Raw genomic sequence first — 17,028 nt, forward strand, 5'->3', positions numbered from 1 at the left:
TCCGCCCTGACATGATCCTGTAACACGCACGCCGCATATACGGGCGGAAGCCGGGTGGTGGGGAATCGCCCGCGCGCAGTCGAGCAGGATCGGTGTTTCATGACGAGAATCACGATTGTCACAGATGCCTGGCACCCGCAGGTCAACGGCGTGGTCCGTTCCATCGAAAATACCAATACGGAACTCGCGCGGCTGGGCGTGGATGTGCACATGGTGACACCGCAGAGTTTCTACAGCATCCCCTGCCCGACCTATCCGGAAATCCGCCTGTCAGTCGCCGGCTATCGCCGTGTCGCGGCGGAGATTGAAAAAAGCCAGCCCTCCTTCGTGCACATCGCCACCGAGGGTCCGCTGGGTTTCATGGCACGGCGCTGGTGCGTGAAGAACAGGATGCGTTTTTCCACCAGCTATCACACCCGCTTTCCCGAATATGTCGCGGCGCGCTTCCCCATCCCGGAAAGCTGGCTTTACGCTTTCGTGCGCTGGTTTCACAATGGCGGCAACACTTGCATGGTGGCGACGCCAAGCCTCGAGACCGAGCTTGAGGCCCGCGGGGTTCGCAACTTGAAGCGCTGGAGCCGCGGCATCGATGCCGAACTTTTCCATCCACGTCCGAAAACGTCGCTGCCTTTCGATCTGCCAAGACCGATCTTCATGACGGTCGGTCGTGTGGCGGTGGAAAAGAACCTGCCTGAATTCCTCGACCTCGAGCTGCCCGGATCGAAGGTCGTGATCGGCGATGGCCCGGCCCGCCATGAATTACAGGAAAAATATCCGGACGTGCTGTTTACCGGCATCAAGACCGGGGAAGAACTCGCGGCTGCCTATGCGCAGGCCGATGTCTTCGTTTTCCCGTCCAAGACCGACACATTCGGCAACACCATTCTGGAAGCGCTGGCGAGCGGTGTGCCGGTGGCCGCCTTCCCCGTTACCGGGCCGATCGACATTCTCGGCGGCAATCCCGGGGCAGGCGCGCTGAATGACAATCTTCGCGACGCGTGTCTTGCAGCGCTCCATTGTTCATCGCAGGAGGCTCTGGCGCTTTCCAAAAGCTACAGCTGGGAAAAGGCATCGCGGCAATTCCTCGACAACGTCATTCACGCCGCCGGAAAATCCCTGCCGCTTTTGTCCCGCTCACGACTTGCCTGACGTGGAGACACATTGATCCCCGACATTTTATCGGGGAACGGTGGACGAAACAAAGCAGGAGTGTCACAAGACGATCTGGACGCGACCGCCGTTATCTTTAGAACGGGGTCGGGCTGCTGATTGACGTCAGGCGGCTGCCGCGAGATCACGCTGGCCGTCCTAATTTCACAAAGACTTATCCCGTCTCAGATCACCACGCGCCGACGAGCGCCTGGCCGGAAAGCGGCACCGTCCGCGCCTTGCCGTTCCGCTCCGTGACAGAAAGCGACGGGGACATCTGTTTCGGCGACTTGCGGAACCAGTTTGCGGCGACGCTCGCCAGATCGCCAATCATCGCCTGCTTATGCCAGTCGGCGAAACGCCGCGCGGTGGCTTCCGGCTCGGAGCGGTAGAAGAAATCGCCGGAATGATCGAGATCGTTGATGGAAGCCGCCATGGCCGATAGCGGACGCTGAAACATCTTCGCGGGCACGGAAAGTTCGCGTGCGCTCTGCGAAAAAGCGGGCGCCATGAAATCGATAGCCCATCCGTCCGCTTCGACCCAGCAATGGAAATTATCGCCAGCGCCCGTTACGTAACCATCGTCACGATGGTCCGCAAAAAGCATCACCGTTCCGCCCAGATTATAAGCGGCAAGCCCGCCCTTCGGCACAGCTTTCACCTTGTAATGCTGCTCAAGGATGAAGGCGCCGAAGGTGCTGAAATACATGCAGGCCGTAGCCGGGTCGGCATTGTCGTTGACGAGCAGGCTGTTGATGACGCGGTAAATCCGGTGATAGTCGGTCTGCTTGATCAACATGGTTTTTTACTCGCCGGTTTTATGGTTATCGGAAGGCAACGGGAGAGACCGGTTCACCGTCGATCTCGATGTTGGTGAGACCTCTGCCCCACGCAACGTCATCCTCGGGCTTATCCCGAGAATCTACCTCCCGTGTCGCAAAATCGAAAGTTTGCAGATTCTCGGGACAAGCGCGAGAATAACGGAGGAGAGGTTTTCAGCAGCCGATTACCGCCTCTTCTTCGCCTTGCTCTCGAATGGATTGTCCGAGCCACGATAATGCACGCGGATCGGCACGCCCGGCATGTCGAAATCCTTGCGCAAACCGTTCACGAGGTAGCGCGTGTAGCTCTCCGGAATGGCTTCCGGTCGGGTGCAGGAAATCATGAAGGCCGGCGGGCGCGCCTTTACCTGCGTCATGTATTTCAACTTGAGGCGGCGGCCGGAAACGGCCGGCGGCGGATGCTGCGTGGTCTGCGCATCGAGCCAGCGGTTGAGCTTGGCGGTCGAGATGCGGCGGTTCCAGATCTTGTCGGTATCGATGATGTTCTGCATCAACCGGTCAAGGCCATAGCCCGTCTGGCCGGACATCGGCACGGCGCGGATGCCGCGGGCCTGCGGCAGAAGCCGCTCGGTCTTTTCACGCAGATCGGCCAGAAACGCCTGCGGATCTTCAACCAGATCCCATTTGTTGAAGGCAAGCACGGCGGCGCGGCCTTCGCGGATAACCAGATCGACCAGCTGCAGGTCCTGCTTTTCGAACGGAATGGTGCTGTCGAACACGATCACCACCGTTTCGGCGAAACGAATGGAGCGCAGGGAATCCGCGACCGAGAGCTTCTCCAGCTTTTCCGTCACCCTGGCCTTGCGGCGCATGCCGGCCGTGTCGAACATCTTGATGGTGCGGCCGCGCCAGTCCCACTCGACGGAAATACTGTCGCGGGTAATGCCCGCTTCCGGGCCGGTTAGCAGGCGGTCTTCACCAAGGAAACGGTTGATGAGGGTGGACTTGCCCGCATTCGGTCGGCCGATGATGGCGACGCGCAGCGGCTTGGTCTCGTCATAAACAGGCTCTTCTTCTTCCTCTTCCTCGCTGCCGGGCTCAGTGCGCGGAAGAACGATATCGGTCTCCGCCTCATCCACTTCAGGCGGGAAGGCAACGTCTTCGCCGATCGCCTCGACGATGGCGTCGCGCAGGTCGATCATGCCCTGGCCATGTTCGGCCGAGATGGCGCACGGGTCGCCAAGACCAAGCGTAAAGGCATCGTAGAAGCCCGCATCGGAACCGCGCGCCTCGGACTTGTTGGCCACCAGAACCACCGGCTTGCCGCGACGGCGCAGCATTTCGGCCAGCGTTTCATCGGCGGGCGTCAGGCCTGCCTTGGCGTCAACGACAAAAAGCGTCACATCGGCTTCGTCGATCGCCGCTTCGGTCTGCGCCCACATGCGGCCCTGAAGCGTCTCCGGCCCGGATTGCTCCAGACCGGCGGTATCGATGATGGTGAAACGAAGGTCGACAAGCTTCGCGTCGCCCGGGCGACGGTCACGGGTCACGCCCGGCGTATCGTCGACAAGCGCCAGCTTCTTTCCGACCAGACGGTTGAAAAGCGTGGACTTGCCGACATTGGGGCGCCCGACTATGGCGACGGTGAAGCTCATTGATTGTTAATCCTTGGAGGTGGGAAAGCCGTGTTAGACAGCTTTGCCCGAAGCAGTGATATTGTCGAGCATGATCTGTGCGCGGTTCGTCACATTGCGTGGCGCCTGCGCGTCGCTGACGATCTGCTCGAACCATTGTTTGGCCTTGGCGAAATCGCCAGCCTTGTAGGCGGCAAGACCAAGGGCTTCGCGAGCCGATGCACGCATGGTCTGGCCTTCGCCGCTCAACGGCTCCGCAAGTGCAACGACCTGATCATACGTGCCGTTGTCAACCAGCAGCCACGCCGCGCGCACCTTCGCCGTATCGCGGAAGACCTGCGGGGCAGACGTGTCGTTGCCGATCGCGGTGAAGGCAGCGATGGCGCCGGCCGCATCGCCCTTCTGCGAAAGCAGCGTCGCAGAACGGAACTTCGCCAGCACCGGATAATTGCCATGACCGGAGGTTTCAAGATCGGCAAAGGCCTTCAGCGCTTCGTCCGTCTTGTTGTCGGAAGCAAGCTTCAGCGCCGCAATGAACTGGTCGCCGGAATTGGAAGCGCGGCTGGTGTTCCAGTATTCGTAGATGCCAGCACCGGCGGCGCCCACAACCACGAGAACGGCGGCGCCAACGACCACGATACCGTAGCGGCCCCAGAAACGGGAAAGCTGCTCGGAACGGATCTGCTCGTTCACTTCGCGGATAAAGGTATCATTTTCGTTTGCCATCAAATTCTCCGTTACCCGCGCGGAGATCGTCGCCGATCCATCCGTTCGCAGACATACCAAGCCGCTTACCCGGGTCAGCAAAAGTCCGGCCGACGGGTCATGGTCGGCCTTCTAGCCTATTTTGCCTGATATGTAAGGGGGAAACGTTGATTTCCTACATGGCGATGGGCTGAACGCCGATCAACCATTCGTGCAGTTTCAGGATGAAAGCGCCCCAGAGAACGATGCCGCCGACGATGGCCACCAGATCGTAACGGCCCGAGACGAAGGGACGGACCACTTTTTCACCCGCTCTTTCCCGGCGCTTCAGCGAAATCCGCATCACCACACCCCAGGCGAGGAACGATGCAAACAGAAGAATCGAAGAGGTCTCTCCATTCGCCAGAAGATGGGCGAGCGCCCAGATCTTGACCGCCAGAATGAGCGGATGTTTGGTTCTGGCTGCGATGTGGCCAGCCGGGATGAGGCTGGCGATAAGACAGATCATCGCGGGCAGCATCAGGGTCACGGCGAGGTGGCTCGTCCAGACCGGCGGGTTCCACAGAACGCCGGTTTCCTGGCGCGCCTCGCCAAACGCATAGATGACGAGACCGAGCGTTACGAGGCTTGCGAGAGAATAGACGCCCTTGAACGGTCCTTCTCCCATCTTAGCGATCATCTGCGCGCGAAATCGCGGCGCAAACACCTTCAAAAGATGCGTCAGGAAAAACAAGGCAAGACAGAGTACGAGAAAAAGCATGGAACACGGTCCCCCGGTGGAACGGAATGCGGCCTCATTACCGCGACGCAGAAAAGGAATTAGGCTGAAAGACGTAAAAAAGCCAGTTTATTCAAAGCTTCGCCTTATTCCACCCGCAAAAGGCAGCGGTGTTTCACATGACGGATGCCTGATGTTTCGCCCATTGACTGCTTTTTCCCTGTCGCTCTGCCTTGCCCTTCCCGCTTTTGCCGAAAATGCGGAGAAGCCGAAGCAGCTCGTCATCGTTTCTTTCGACGGTGCGGGCGACAATTCGCTGTGGGAAAGAAGTCGTGCGACGGCGAAGGAGGTCGGCGCGCATTTCACCTATTTCCTTGCCTGCACACTGGTGATGGACCGCAAGACCAGCGCCAAGACCTATCAGGGCCCCGGCCAGAAGGCCGGTCGGTCCAATGTCGGCTTTGGCCAGTCGCCGGAAGAGGTGGAGACGCGGCTGCGCAACATCTGGTCGGCCTATCGCGAAGGTCACGAGATCGGCAATCACACCTGCGGGCATTTCGATGGCGGCCAATGGACCGCCGAGCAATGGGACGGCGAGTTCACCACCTTCACCAGCACGCTGGAAAATGCCTGGCAGATGATTGGCAAGAAGGGTGAGGAACCCGAAGGCTGGCGCGACATGGTGAAAAACATCAACGGCTTCCGCGCGCCCTATCTTTCGCAGGGGCCGGCGCTGACCGCGGCTCAGAAGAAACACGGCTTCGTTTATGACGCCACCAGCATCACCAAGGGACCGGAATGGCCGGTGGAGCGCGACGGCATCGAACATTTCGGTCTGCCGCTGGTTCCGGAAGGCCCCGGCAATCGCCCGATCATCGCCATGGACTACAACCTCTTCATCCGCCACTCCATCGGCATCGAGACGCCGGACCGCGCGCAGGAATTCGAGGAACGCGCCTATGCGGCGTTCCGCACCGCTTTCGACAAGCAGTATAATGGCGAACGCATCCCTCTGCAGATGGGCTTCCATTTCGTGAAGATGAATGGCGGCGCCTATTGGAACGCCTATGAGCGGCTGCTGCGCGAAGTCTGCCGCAGGGACGATGTCGCTTGCGTGAGTTACGCCGAGGCCATGCCGATCATCAAGGCGCGCAGGAAGCAGAAGACAGAGGGCTAAGGTCCCCGGATACAATGCAAAAGGGCGGCCAGTCGGCCGCCCTTTTTGTTTTCCGTCAGGGCTTGTTGGCCGCCAGCTCTCCGGCTTCCGCTTCCCGCTGAAGATAACGCTCGTCGATTTCAGGCAGGGGCTTGTCATCGATCGCGGCCTCGAAAGCCACAAGACGTTTGTGGATGGACAGCAGCTCGATGATCGTGGTCCAGGAATTGACCAGATACTGGAACGAATTACTGACCTGACCGAAGGCCGTGGCGATCTGCTGGTAGATACCATAGGTGATCTTGCCCGCCACGATGGTGGGAACAAGCATCAGGAGCAAGAACACGGCATCGGCCTGAATGTAGAAATACCGCGCGACGTTGAAGTAGAGGTAGTGCCAATACATGCGGAAATAGTTTTTCCGCACATTGGAGTAAAGCTCCTTGACAGTCGGCGGCTGGGCGCGGTCGGCGTGATCCTCACCGTAGACCAGTTCCTTGCGATAAGCCGCTTCCACACGCTGGTTGCGGAAATTCAGGCCGGGCAGCTTGATGCCGACCGTCGCCAGAAGCACGGTGCCGAACACGGACCAGACAATCGCCAGCCAGAAAAGCGCGTGCGGCACTTCGCCAAGGATCGGCAATTCGGAGACGTAGGACGACAGCGCAAACAGGATCGGCAGAAACACAACAAGCGTCATGACCGAATTGATCAGGGTAATACCCAACCCCTCCAGCGTGGAGGAGAACCGCATCGTATCTTCCTGAACGCGCTGCGAGGCACCTTCAATGTGGCGCAGCTTTTCCCATTTTGACATGTAGAAGTCGTTCATCGCGGTGCGCCAGCGGAAGATATAATGGCTGGTGAAGAAATCCGTGAGGATCGACACAGCCATGCTGAGAAAGGCGATCTTGGCGAAGACAATCTGAAGACTGTAAAAATCCCAGACTTCGATACCCGGCTGTTTTGACAGCGCATTTTGCAGGAGATCGCCGAAAGGCCGCCGGAAATTGTTGATGACGACGGAAATCTGAACGCCGAAATAGGTCACCGCGATAATCAGCAGCGATCCCCATATGGACCAGAACTTCCAGGGGTGATCCTTGGCGAGAACGGTCCAGACAGCCCCGAACAACACCAGGCACAATGCCAGATAGGCGTAGAAGAACAGATTGGCGGGAACCAGAAAATAGCTGAGATCGTAAGGTTCTTGCTCGGGCATCACGTAGCCCCAAGACCTGCCTAGCCCTTCAACGATGAAGTACCATCCAAGAATGGCGACAAAGGCCCAGACGATGGCGGAGGTGAAGAACAATTTCGGTTTGGGAAAGAAAGAATGAAACACGTTTCGAACTCACGCGCGTTTGAAGTCAGCCATTATTGGCGAAGCACTAGATGGCCCGAACCTAGGGCAGAAATTTGTGCACAGCAACGAAGAAGCGACGACCTTAACAAGATGTAAGGCGCAAACGGCGGATCGATCCCGCAAGGAACCCCTGAAATCGCCCCTTGTGAGGCGCAATATGCCCGGGCGGATTTAGCGCCGCCGCTCCGTGGCGAGAACCGGTAGCATCAGGAGAATGCTGGCGACAAGCACGGCAGAGGCGAGAATACTTGGTGCAGTAAAACTTCCCGTCACCTCGGCAATCCAGCCGGCGGCGAGTGGTCCGACGATCTGTCCAGTACCGAAGGCTGCCGTCATCAGGGCAAAGGCGCGGCGTGGGCTTGGGCCTGCGAATTCCCGGCCGAGCTGAAGGCCATAGGCGGTGATGACCATGAAGGTCAGCCCCAGAAGCAGACCGCCGGCAAGCACGCCCGGAACGGGTGGCAGCATGACGGAAGCGAAGACGCCGACGGCTTCCACAGCAAGCACGATCACGAAAGCGCGCTTCAGCCCCTGCGATTTCAAGACTGGCTTCCAGAGGAAAAGCGAAATGGCGGCGGCACATCCCGTCACGAACCAGGCCAGAAACTCCACGAAAGCGCCAGCAGCAGCCATGCGGGCAATCGCAACAATGAAGGTGGCGGTGATGACGTAACCGAAGCCGAACAGCCCATAGGCGAGCGTCGTCAGAAAAAGCGGCTTCGTCCATTTGAGCGGCGGCTCCGACAGCGCAGAGGCATGCCGGGGTGGCCCGGCGGGCAGCACCCGCCAGACGAGAAGAAACGTAGCGAAGGAAAAGACGGCACCGGCAATCCACTCCTCCCGCCAGGAGGCACCGCCGCCATCAAAAACGACGCCGATGAGATAGACCACAAGCGAGGAAATCGCGATGCCGGCACCGACGCCGCCATAATGCAGCGCCTGAATATGGTCCTTGCCGGCTTTCATGGCGTGGCCGATGACGATCTGCGACGTGAAGATCATGGTCATCGCACTGGCAACGCCGGCGAAAAACCGGATCAGGGTGAAGGCCGCAACGGAGTTGAAGGCTGCCATGGCAAGCAGCAAGGCGCCCGTGGAAAACAAGCCGCAAAGGGCGACCAGCCGTTCCCGTCCCGAGCCCCATGAATAGGCGGCGAGAACCGCCCCCGCGAGATAACCGGCGAAATTTCCAGCCGCAACAATCCCCGCATCCCCCGCCGATAGCGGAACATCAGCCATCATACCGGGAAGAATGGGGGTGAAGGAAAAACGGCCGAAGCCCATGGTGGACGCCATCATCAAGGCGCCGGCGAAACCGAGTGCAGTCAGATGTTTGGGGGAAAGTGGCTTGTCGATGCTCATGTACGGCTTATCGCAACCGCACTGCCACGGAACAAGCGAGTTATTTTGATCGGCAGCATAAGCCGTCTTTGTTGGTACGAGATGCAAGGACCTTGTTGCCTGCGCATCCTTATCCACCCTCATTCCTGTGCTTGTCACAGGAATCCAGCCGACGCGCGTCCGCGCGACGAGAGAAGTCCTTTCAGCCCAAGGACTTGGGCTGGCTGGATCCCTGTGACAGGCACAGGGATGAGGGAGGAGAAAGGTCAACGAATGCGGCAAACGTCGCAATTGGCGCACTCAGCTACGAAACTTGGTGTCTCGTAAAGTGGCGGTCTTCACCCCTCACTCAACCAGCGTCAGCACCAGCGGGCCGTTCTTCGTAGCAACCACGGTATGTTCATACTGCACGGTCGGCGCGCTCGGATCGCTATAGAGCGTCCACGGATCGTCGTCGCCATCTTCGGCCCAATAGGCACCCGTCGACAGGAAGGGTTCAACGGTGAAGACCATACCCTCCTGCATGATGCGCCGCTCACCCTTGTCCGGCCAGGTCGCCAGTTCCTTCGGCTCCTCATGCAGGGAGCGGCCAATGCCGTGGCTCGCCAGATTGGTGATCAGCGTGTAGCGGTTCTTTTTTGCAAAGGAGCCGATGGCATTGCCGATATCGGCAAAGGGCCGACCGGTTTTCACCTGCTGCAAGCCCGTCCACATGGCGCGCTTGCCATCGCGGCACAGCCGCTCGATCTCCTTTTTCACCGGCGGCACGGCGAAAGACGAACCCGTATCGCCGAAGAAACCGCTCTTCACCGCCGAGACATCGATATTGACGAGATCGCCCGCTTTGATGATGCGCGGGCCAGGAATGCCATGCGCAACCTCTTCGTTGACGCTGATGCAGGTCGCGCCGGGAAACTGGTAGCAGAACTCCGGCGCCGATTGCGCGTCGTTATCCTCCAGTACCTTTCGGCCGATCGCATCCAGTTCGGCCGTGGTGATACCGGGTTCCAGCGCATCCGCCATGGTCTGCATGGCCACGGCGCAGATGCGACCGATATCCTTTAGCAAAACCAGTTCTTCGTCGGTGGAGATGACCATGTTTCTGTCCGTCGTTCTAAATGGCGGGTCTGAAGACGCCCGCCTTGGTAATAATCAGGCCGTGGCTTTCACCGGATCGGCACTCCCCGTCAATTCTTTTCTGACAACAGGCGCGACTTTCGTACCATAAAGCTCGATGCCGCGCATGATCTGGTCATGCGGCATCAGGCCGATTGCCATCTGCAACAGGAAACGGTCGTTCTTGAAAACGCCATGCGCCTTGATGATCTTTTCCGTCACCAGCTCAGGCTCTCCAAGAAAGAGGTTGCCCTCCGGCCCACGCGCCGCATCGAAATGTGCGCGGTTTGTCGGACCCCAACCGCGCTCGCGGCCGATGCGGTTCATCACCTCTGCCTGCGGTCCGTAAAACTGGTCCGCTGCCTTGTCGGTGGTGTCGGCAATGAAGCCGTGCACGTTGATGCTGGTGCGCAGCCTGGTCTTTTCCTGCCCCGCCCGGCGTGCAGCTTCGTGATAGAGATCGAACAGCGGCGCGAAGCGGCGATATTCGCCGCCGATGATGGCAAGCGCCACCGGCAGCCCCATGGCGCCGGCCCGCGCCACCGATTGCGGCGTGCCGCCAACCGCGATCCAGACCGGCAGACGCTCCTGAAGAGGACGCGGATAGACCCCGCGCCCATTGATGGCCGGATGTTTGGTGCCGGACCAGGTGACGATTTCGTTCTCGCGCAGCGCCAAGAGCAGATCGAGCTTTTCTGCAAACAGCACGTCATAGTCTTCGAGGTCGTAACCGAACAGGGGGTAGGATTCGATGAAGGAACCGCGCCCGGCCATGATTTCGGCTCGGCCGTTCGACAGGAGATCGACGGTGGAGAATTGCTGGAAGACCCGGACCGGATCATCCGAACTCAGAACCGAGACAGCGCTCGTCAGGCGGATATTCTTCGTCTTCACCGCCGCCGCCGCAAGCACGGTGGAGGGTGAGGACGCGACATAGTCCGGGCGGTGATGTTCACCCAGCCCAAACACATCCAGTCCGACCTGATCGGCAAGCTCGATTTCCTCAAGCAGTTCGCGCAGCCGGCGCGCACCTTCCGGCCCACGGCCATCGGCGGGGTTGGGATTGACATCCGCAAAAGTGTAAAGACCGAGTTCCATAGACGATACCTCTGTTTGATTGTCTGAGAGATAGGCACGGACGGCCCTTCAGACAAATGCAAAATCTGGCGTAAAATCTGGATGCTTAGCTTCGAAAAAGTGGATGGACGCCGGCGCATTATGCCCCATGCCGGCCTCCCCCGAAATCGCGATTGCCAGCCCGCCCCCTTTGGGCATAACCTGCTTAAATATGTGCGAAGTAATGCAAAAAGGGGAAAGCATGCATCGGACAGTTATCGTGACAGGCTCCACAAGTGGCATCGGCCTTGGCATCGCACAGAGATTTGCGAGGGAGGGCGCGAATATCGTGCTGAATGGCTTCGGCGACGAAGACGAAATTGAAAAACTCCGCCTCTTGCTGGAAGCCGAAAGTGGCGGGCGTGTGCTCTACCACCCGGCAGATATGACGAAACCGGATGAGATTGCCGATCTCATCAATTCCGCGCATGAAAAGCTTGGTTCGGTCGATGTGCTCGTTAACAATGCCGGCATTCAGCACATCGCTCCGATCGAGGAGTTTCCGACGGAAAAGTGGGACTGGATCATCGCCATCAATCTGACCAGTTCCTTCCATACGATGCGCGTTGCGATACCGCTGATGAAGAAGGCCGGCAAAGGCCGTATCATCAACATTGCCTCTGCCCACGGTCTCGTCGCCTCGCCGTTCAAATCGGCCTATGTGGCAGCCAAGCACGGCATCATGGGCCTGACGAAGACGGCGGCGCTCGAGCTTGCGCAGACGGGCGTCACCGTCAACGCCATCTGTCCCGGTTATGTGCTGACGCCGCTCGTCGAAAAGCAGATACCGGAAATGGCCAAGGTGCGCGGCATCAGCGAAGAGGCGGTGAAGAACGACGTGATGCTGGAATTGCAGGCGACAAAGCAATTCGTCACCATCGATGACGTGGCAGCAGCGGCGCTGTTTCTGGCAAGCGATGCCGCCAGCAACATTACCGGCACGCATATTTCCGTCGATGGCGGCTGGACAGCGCAATAATCGACGACATCTCTTTCCGTTTTGGAAACAATGAATTGCCAAAACGGAAATCGATATGCGCGCGCGGGCGTGCATAGATAGCAGATTGGGAACCGGCTCAACCGGACAAAAAGCAAGGCAGTGCATGAACGACGCGATTAGCTTCATCCTCAACAGCGAAACCATTTCGCTTAAGGGTTTCGGACCAACAGACACGCTTCTCGATTATCTCCGCCTTCAAAGACGGCTGACCGGGACGAAAGAAGGCTGTGCTGAAGGTGACTGCGGCGCCTGCACGGTGCTGGTCGGGCGGCTTGTTGATGGCTCGCTGCGTTATGAAAGCGTCAATGCCTGCATCCGCTTTTTGGGCTCGCTGCATGCAACCCATATCGTGACGGTAGAGCATCTGGCCGGCCGCGATGGCACGCTTCACCCCGTGCAGCAGGCAATGGTGGATTTCCACGGTTCCCAATGCGGTTTCTGCACGCCGGGCTTCATCATGTCGCTCTACGGCCTGTGGCTTGCCAGCGAAAACCCGTCCCGCGCCGATATTGAAAAGGCACTGCAAGGCAATCTCTGTCGATGCACGGGTTACGAGCCGATTGTGCGGGCTGCCGAAAAGATTGCAGCCGCCCGCCCGAGTGCGCTGTTCGACCCGCTGCAACGCGACCGCACCGATATCATGGCAAGGCTCTGGGCGATCCGCGCCAATGAGACCATTACGGTCACCCGCGGCGAGGATCGGACCATCATCCCGGCAACGCTTGCTGAATTGACCGATATCTATGCCGCCGAGCCGAAGGCTACCATCATTGCCGGTTCCACCGATGTCGGCCTGTGGGTGACAAAGCAGATGCGGGCGCTTAACCCTGTCATCTTCATCAACAACCTCGGCGATCTGCAGGGTATTGCCGTGGATGAGAACGGCGTGACGCTCGGTGCCGGTGTCACCTACAGCCAGGCCTTCAAGACCATTGCAGAACATTTCCCGCCGCTTGCCCGGCTGTTCGATCGTCTTGGCGGCGAACAGGTGCGCAATATGGGAACCATCGGCGGCAACATCGCCAACGGTTCACCCATCGGCGACACGCCCCCGGCCCTGATCGCGCTCGGCGCCACGCTCACCTTGCACTCGTCTTCCGGCAGCCGCACCTTGCCGCTGGAAAGCTACTTCATCGATTATGGCAAGCAGGACCGGCTGAGCGGCGAATTCGTCGAAAAGCTGTTCATTCCGTTCCAGAAACCCGAAAGCCACTATGCCGTCTACAAGATTTCAAAGCGACGCGACGAGGATATCTCCGCTCTCTGCGCCGCCTTCAATCTGACGCTCGATGCCGATGGCGCAGTCGAAAACATCCGCATCGCCTTCGGCGGTATGGCCGGCACGCCGAAACGCGCCGCGCATCTTGAGGCGGCACTTCTCGGCAAGCCCTGGTCTCAGGAAACGATCGATGCGGCACGCGATGCGCTGGACGATGATTTCACCCCGCTGACCGATTGGCGCGCCACCGCCGAATATCGGCAACTGACGGCCAAGAATTTGCTGACACGGTTTTTCCTCGAGACATCAGGGGAAAAGCAGGAACTTGCCCGCTTCTCGCTGGAGGAGGCTTGAACCATGGACACGACAAGCTTCGATAAGACCAAGACCGAAATCGACGGCCCTGTACACGCCTCGCTCAGGCACGATTCCGCCCATAAACATGTGACGGGCAGCGCCGAATATATCGACGATATTCCCGAACCCGCCGGCCTCGTTCACGGCGCGCTTGGCCTTTCCGACCGGGCCCATGCCGAAATCGTCTCGATGGACCTTTCCGAAGTGGAAGCTGCGCCGGGCGTGTTATGGGTGATGACAGGCAAAGACGTGCCCGGCGAAAACGACGTCTCCTCCGGCGGGCGTCATGACGAGCCGCTGCTGGCCGAAACGAAGGTTGAATTTCACGGCCAGCCGATCTTCGCGGTCTTTGCTGAAAGCCGCGATATTGCCCGCAAGGCCGCCCGCAGGGCGAAAATCGTCTACAAGGACCTGCCGCATTTCACCGACATCGACACGGCGATTGAAAATGGCGGTGCGCTCGTCATCGATCCGATGACGCTGAAGCGTGGCGATGCGAAGCTCGAAATGGACGTGGCACCCCGCCGCCTGACCGGCACGATGCGGATCGGCGGGCAGGAGCATTTTTATCTCGAAAGCCACATCGCCATGGCCGTGCCGGGCGAGGACGATGAGGTGACGCTGTGGAGCTCCACCCAGCATCCGAGCGAAATCCAGCACATTGTCAGCCACATCCTTCAGGTGCCATCCAATGCCGTCACGGTGCAGGTGCGGCGCATGGGCGGCGGTTTCGGCGGCAAGGAAACGCAAGGCAACCAGTTCGCAGCCCTTTGCGCCATTGCCGCCAAGAAGCTGAACCGGGCCGTGAAAATCCGCCCCGACCGCGACGAGGACATGACAGCGACCGGCAAACGCCACGATTTCCGCGTCGATTACGAGCTAGGCTTCGATGAGGAAGGCCGCATCCACGCCGTCGACGCCACCTATGCGGCCCGCTGCGGCTTTTCCTCCGACCTTTCTGGCCCGGTAACCGACCGCGCGCTCTTCCATGCGGATTCCAGCTATTTCTATCCGCATGTGCATCTGACCTCCCGGCCGCTTAAAACCCACACGGTTTCCAACACCGCCTTTCGCGGTTTCGGCGGCCCGCAGGGCATGCTCGGGGCTGAGCGTTTCATCGAGGAAATCGCCTATGCCGTCGGCAAGGACCCGCTCGATGTCCGCAAGCTCAATTTCTACGGCGAAACCGGTTCGGGCCGCACCACGACCCCCTATCATCAGGAGGTCGAGGACAACATCATCGCCCGCATCGTCGAGGAATTGGAAGCCTCCAGCGAATACCGCGCGCGCAGGCAGGCAATTGTCGAGTTCAACAAGACCAGCCCGATCATCCGCAAGGGCATTGCGCTCACCCCGGTAAAATTCGGCATCTCCTTCACCATGACCGCCTTCAATCAAGCGGGTGCGCTGGTGCATATCTATAATGACGGTTCGATCCACCTGAACCATGGCGGCACCGAAATGGGCCAGGGCCTCTACACCAAGGTGGCGCAGGTGGTGGCCGATGCCTTCCAGGTGGATATTGGCCGGGTGAAAATCACCGCCACGACCACGGGCAAGGTGCCCAATACGTCGGCCACGGCCGCCTCGTCCGGTACGGACCTCAATGGCATGGCGGCCTATGACGCTGCCCGCCAGATCCGTGAAAGGCTCATCAAATTCGCCGTCGAGAACTGGAACGTGCCGGAAGAAGAGGTTGTCTTCCTGCCAAACCGGGTGCGCATCGGGCTTGAGGAAATCGCCTTCAACGATTTCATCAAACGAGCCTATTTCGCCCGCGTCCAGCTTTCCGCCGCCGGTTTTTACAAGACGCCGAAAATCCATTGGGATCGTGCCGCAGGCCGCGGCACGCCGTTTTATTATTTCGCCTATGGCGCGGCCTGTTCGGAAGTGTCGATCGATACACTGACCGGCGAATACATGATGGAACGCACCGATATTCTCCACGATGTCGGCAAGTCGCTGAACCCGGCCATCGATATCGGGCAGGTGGAAGGCGCCTTCGTACAGGGCATGGGCTGGTTGACGACGGAGGAATTATGGTGGGACGGCAAGGGGCGGCTGCGCACCCACGCTCCCTCCACCTACAAGATCCCGCTTGCCTCCGACCGGCCGAAGATTTTCAACGTTCAACTGGCGGAATGGTCGGAAAACGCCGAGCCCACCATCGGCCGCTCCAAGGCCGTGGGCGAACCGCCTTTCATGCTGGCGATCTCGGTTCTCGAAGCACTCTCCATGGCCGTCGCGTCCATCGCCGACTACAAGGTCTGCCCACGCCTCGATGCGCCGGCAACGCCCGAGCGGGTGCTGATGGCGGTGGAACGGTTGAAGAAGGTGTGAGGGGAGACATAATGACGTCCCTCTCCCGCTTCCTCGCCAGCTCCGGACCTGCAATCCTCGTGGAAATCGAGGCCGTGAAAGGGTCATCGCCGCGCGAGGCGGGAACCTTCATGCTGGTAAGCCGGAAGGCGCTGTGGGAGACCATCGGCGGCGGGCAGTTCGAATATATGGCGATAGACCATGCCCGTGCCATGTTGAAGAACGGTACGACCGAAGACGGCATGGATATTCCGCTCGGCCCCGAAATCGGCCAGTGCTGCGGCGGCCGCACCTTGCTCCGCTTCCGGCTGGTAACGCCGGACATCGCGGCAGCACTCGAGGCAAGGCTTAAGGCTGAAACCGAGCAGCAGCAGGCCGTTTTCATTTTCGGGGCGGGCCATGTCGGCAAGGCGCTGACAGATGCTCTGTCGCTTCTGCCTTTGACACTGACCGTGGTGGAAACCCGTGAAAACGAGTTGCGCGATCTTTCAGCCGGTGTCGTATCCGTGCTGACCCCCATGCCGGAAGCGCTGATCGCGAAAATTCCCGCAAACGGCGCTGCGATCATCGTCACCCACGATCACGCACTCGATTTCCTGATTGCAAAGGAAGCGCTTGCCCGCGACGATCTCGCTTATGTAGGCATGATCGGCTCGAAAACCAAACGCGCCACCTTCGCCCATTGGCTGGAGCGGGAGGGAGAACCCACTACCCGCCTTCAAAAACTCATCCTGCCGATCGGTGGAAGTAGCGTCAGGGACAAGCGCCCCGCCGTCATAGCGGCCCTTGTGGCAGCCGAGTTGCTGCAAGCATTTTCCGCTGCCGAAACCCGTCGCACCGAAAATCAGCGCGGCCATCCTCAAGACCAAGATCACGCCTGATCCCGTCGGGCAGGCTTTCATCTACCAGATTGTCCGGTCGAAGGCTTTCAAGGAAAAACCGTTCCGCGGTCCGCAGACCCGCGCGCAGGCGGGACCACGCGCGCAAGAGTGCTGTGCGCATGTTCGTCTCCATTTAAAAAATGTCAGAAGCTCAGTTGATGAATTGAGC

Annotated in this window: 14 protein-coding genes; 6 read left to right on the forward strand and 8 right to left on the reverse strand. The window is 59.4% G+C overall.

Annotated elements, in window-relative coordinates; all coding sequences use genetic code 11:
- The first annotated feature begins 99 nt into the window (after nucleotides 1-99).
- Nucleotides 100-1,149, forward strand: a complete 1,050-nt coding sequence (locus QE432_RS10150) for a bifunctional monoglucosyl/glucuronosyl diacylglycerol synthase (RefSeq protein ID WP_013636642.1) — start codon at nucleotides 100-102, stop codon at nucleotides 1,147-1,149.
- A gap of 190 nt (nucleotides 1,150-1,339) precedes the next feature.
- Here QE432_RS10150 and QE432_RS10155 read toward each other — a convergent pair whose 3' ends face one another.
- From QE432_RS10155 to QE432_RS10170, 4 genes are all read right to left on the reverse strand, one after another.
- On the reverse strand, nucleotides 1,340-1,948 hold the full coding sequence (locus tag QE432_RS10155; protein WP_111790655.1) for a DUF2026 family protein: 609 nt from the start codon (nucleotides 1,946-1,948) through the stop codon (nucleotides 1,340-1,342).
- Nucleotides 1,949-2,155: 207 nt separating this feature from the next.
- The gene (der, locus tag QE432_RS10160; protein WP_003513631.1) at nucleotides 2,156-3,586 is read right to left on the reverse strand and encodes a ribosome biogenesis GTPase Der; all 1,431 of its coding nucleotides are present in this window, start codon (nucleotides 3,584-3,586) and stop codon (nucleotides 2,156-2,158) included.
- Nucleotides 3,587-3,619: 33 nt separating this feature from the next.
- On the reverse strand, nucleotides 3,620-4,291 hold the full coding sequence (locus QE432_RS10165; RefSeq protein ID WP_003513632.1) for a tetratricopeptide repeat protein: 672 nt from the start codon (nucleotides 4,289-4,291) through the stop codon (nucleotides 3,620-3,622).
- Nucleotides 4,292-4,445: 154 nt separating this feature from the next.
- Nucleotides 4,446-5,030, reverse strand: coding sequence for an NnrU family protein (locus QE432_RS10170; RefSeq protein WP_111790654.1), 585 nt, complete (start codon nucleotides 5,028-5,030; stop codon nucleotides 4,446-4,448).
- 151 nt (nucleotides 5,031-5,181) lie between these two features.
- Between QE432_RS10170 and QE432_RS10175 the strand changes: the two genes are divergently transcribed.
- Entirely contained in the window at nucleotides 5,182-6,165 is a 984-nt protein-coding gene (locus tag QE432_RS10175; protein ID WP_306624084.1) for a polysaccharide deacetylase family protein, read from the forward strand.
- Nucleotides 6,166-6,220: 55 nt separating this feature from the next.
- Here QE432_RS10175 and sbmA read toward each other — a convergent pair whose 3' ends face one another.
- The 4 genes from sbmA to QE432_RS10195 form a co-directional block, all read right to left on the reverse strand.
- Nucleotides 6,221-7,489, reverse strand: a complete 1,269-nt coding sequence (sbmA, locus tag QE432_RS10180) for a peptide antibiotic transporter SbmA (protein ID WP_003513636.1) — start codon at nucleotides 7,487-7,489, stop codon at nucleotides 6,221-6,223.
- 192 nt (nucleotides 7,490-7,681) lie between these two features.
- A complete protein-coding gene (locus QE432_RS10185) occupies nucleotides 7,682-8,872 on the reverse strand; it encodes an MFS transporter (RefSeq protein WP_113472924.1) in 1,191 nt (396 codons plus the stop codon).
- Between the two features lie 324 nt (nucleotides 8,873-9,196).
- Complete coding sequence (gene map, locus QE432_RS10190; RefSeq protein ID WP_003513640.1) at nucleotides 9,197-9,949, reverse strand: type I methionyl aminopeptidase; 753 nt, start codon at nucleotides 9,947-9,949, stop codon at nucleotides 9,197-9,199.
- A gap of 54 nt (nucleotides 9,950-10,003) precedes the next feature.
- Entirely contained in the window at nucleotides 10,004-11,065 is a 1,062-nt protein-coding gene (locus tag QE432_RS10195; protein ID WP_306624086.1) for an LLM class flavin-dependent oxidoreductase, read from the reverse strand.
- 220 nt (nucleotides 11,066-11,285) lie between these two features.
- Here QE432_RS10195 and QE432_RS10200 point away from each other — a divergent pair, with 220 nt between their 5' ends.
- The 4 genes from QE432_RS10200 to xdhC all read left to right on the forward strand — a co-directional run bounded on the left by QE432_RS10200 (nucleotide 11,286) and on the right by xdhC (nucleotide 16,859).
- On the forward strand, nucleotides 11,286-12,062 hold the full coding sequence (locus tag QE432_RS10200; RefSeq protein WP_025594214.1) for a 3-hydroxybutyrate dehydrogenase: 777 nt from the start codon (nucleotides 11,286-11,288) through the stop codon (nucleotides 12,060-12,062).
- Nucleotides 12,063-12,186: 124 nt separating this feature from the next.
- The gene (gene xdhA, locus QE432_RS10205) at nucleotides 12,187-13,656 is read left to right on the forward strand and encodes a xanthine dehydrogenase small subunit (protein WP_306624088.1); all 1,470 of its coding nucleotides are present in this window, start codon (nucleotides 12,187-12,189) and stop codon (nucleotides 13,654-13,656) included.
- A gap of 3 nt (nucleotides 13,657-13,659) precedes the next feature.
- On the forward strand, nucleotides 13,660-15,999 hold the full coding sequence (gene xdhB / locus QE432_RS10210) for a xanthine dehydrogenase molybdopterin binding subunit (protein ID WP_306624090.1): 2,340 nt from the start codon (nucleotides 13,660-13,662) through the stop codon (nucleotides 15,997-15,999).
- Between the two features lie 11 nt (nucleotides 16,000-16,010).
- Nucleotides 16,011-16,859 (forward strand): xanthine dehydrogenase accessory protein XdhC, encoded by an 849-nt coding sequence (gene xdhC, locus QE432_RS10215; protein WP_065702282.1) that lies wholly within the window; start codon nucleotides 16,011-16,013, stop codon nucleotides 16,857-16,859.
- Nucleotides 16,860-17,028 lie beyond the last annotated feature (169 nt).

Origin of the sequence: Agrobacterium sp. SORGH_AS_0745, assembly GCF_030818995.1 — a bacterium.
Classification (GTDB): domain Bacteria; phylum Pseudomonadota; class Alphaproteobacteria; order Rhizobiales; family Rhizobiaceae; genus Agrobacterium; species Agrobacterium tumefaciens.

What these genes read in the sequence shown, in the direction of transcription:
- QE432_RS10150 (WP_013636642.1), top strand. Translation starts at nt 100, where the DNA reads ATGACGAGAATCACGATTGTCACAGATGCCTGGCACCCGCAGGTCAAC.
- QE432_RS10155 (WP_111790655.1), bottom strand. Translation starts at nt 1,948, where the DNA reads ATGTTGATCAAGCAGACCGACTATCACCGGATTTACCGCGTCATCAAC.
- der (WP_003513631.1), bottom strand. Translation starts at nt 3,586, where the DNA reads ATGAGCTTCACCGTCGCCATAGTCGGGCGCCCCAATGTCGGCAAGTCC.
- QE432_RS10165 (WP_003513632.1), bottom strand. Translation starts at nt 4,291, where the DNA reads ATGGCAAACGAAAATGATACCTTTATCCGCGAAGTGAACGAGCAGATC.
- QE432_RS10170 (WP_111790654.1), bottom strand. Translation starts at nt 5,030, where the DNA reads ATGCTTTTTCTCGTACTCTGTCTTGCCTTGTTTTTCCTGACGCATCTT.
- QE432_RS10175 (WP_306624084.1), top strand. Translation starts at nt 5,182, where the DNA reads ATGTTTCGCCCATTGACTGCTTTTTCCCTGTCGCTCTGCCTTGCCCTT.
- QE432_RS10185 (WP_113472924.1), bottom strand. Translation starts at nt 8,872, where the DNA reads ATGAGCATCGACAAGCCACTTTCCCCCAAACATCTGACTGCACTCGGT.
- map (WP_003513640.1), bottom strand. Translation starts at nt 9,949, where the DNA reads ATGGTCATCTCCACCGACGAAGAACTGGTTTTGCTAAAGGATATCGGT.
- QE432_RS10195 (WP_306624086.1), bottom strand. Translation starts at nt 11,065, where the DNA reads ATGGAACTCGGTCTTTACACTTTTGCGGATGTCAATCCCAACCCCGCC.
- QE432_RS10200 (WP_025594214.1), top strand. Translation starts at nt 11,286, where the DNA reads ATGCATCGGACAGTTATCGTGACAGGCTCCACAAGTGGCATCGGCCTT.
- xdhA (WP_306624088.1), top strand. Translation starts at nt 12,187, where the DNA reads ATGAACGACGCGATTAGCTTCATCCTCAACAGCGAAACCATTTCGCTT.
- xdhB (WP_306624090.1), top strand. Translation starts at nt 13,660, where the DNA reads ATGGACACGACAAGCTTCGATAAGACCAAGACCGAAATCGACGGCCCT.
- xdhC (WP_065702282.1), top strand. Translation starts at nt 16,011, where the DNA reads ATGACGTCCCTCTCCCGCTTCCTCGCCAGCTCCGGACCTGCAATCCTC.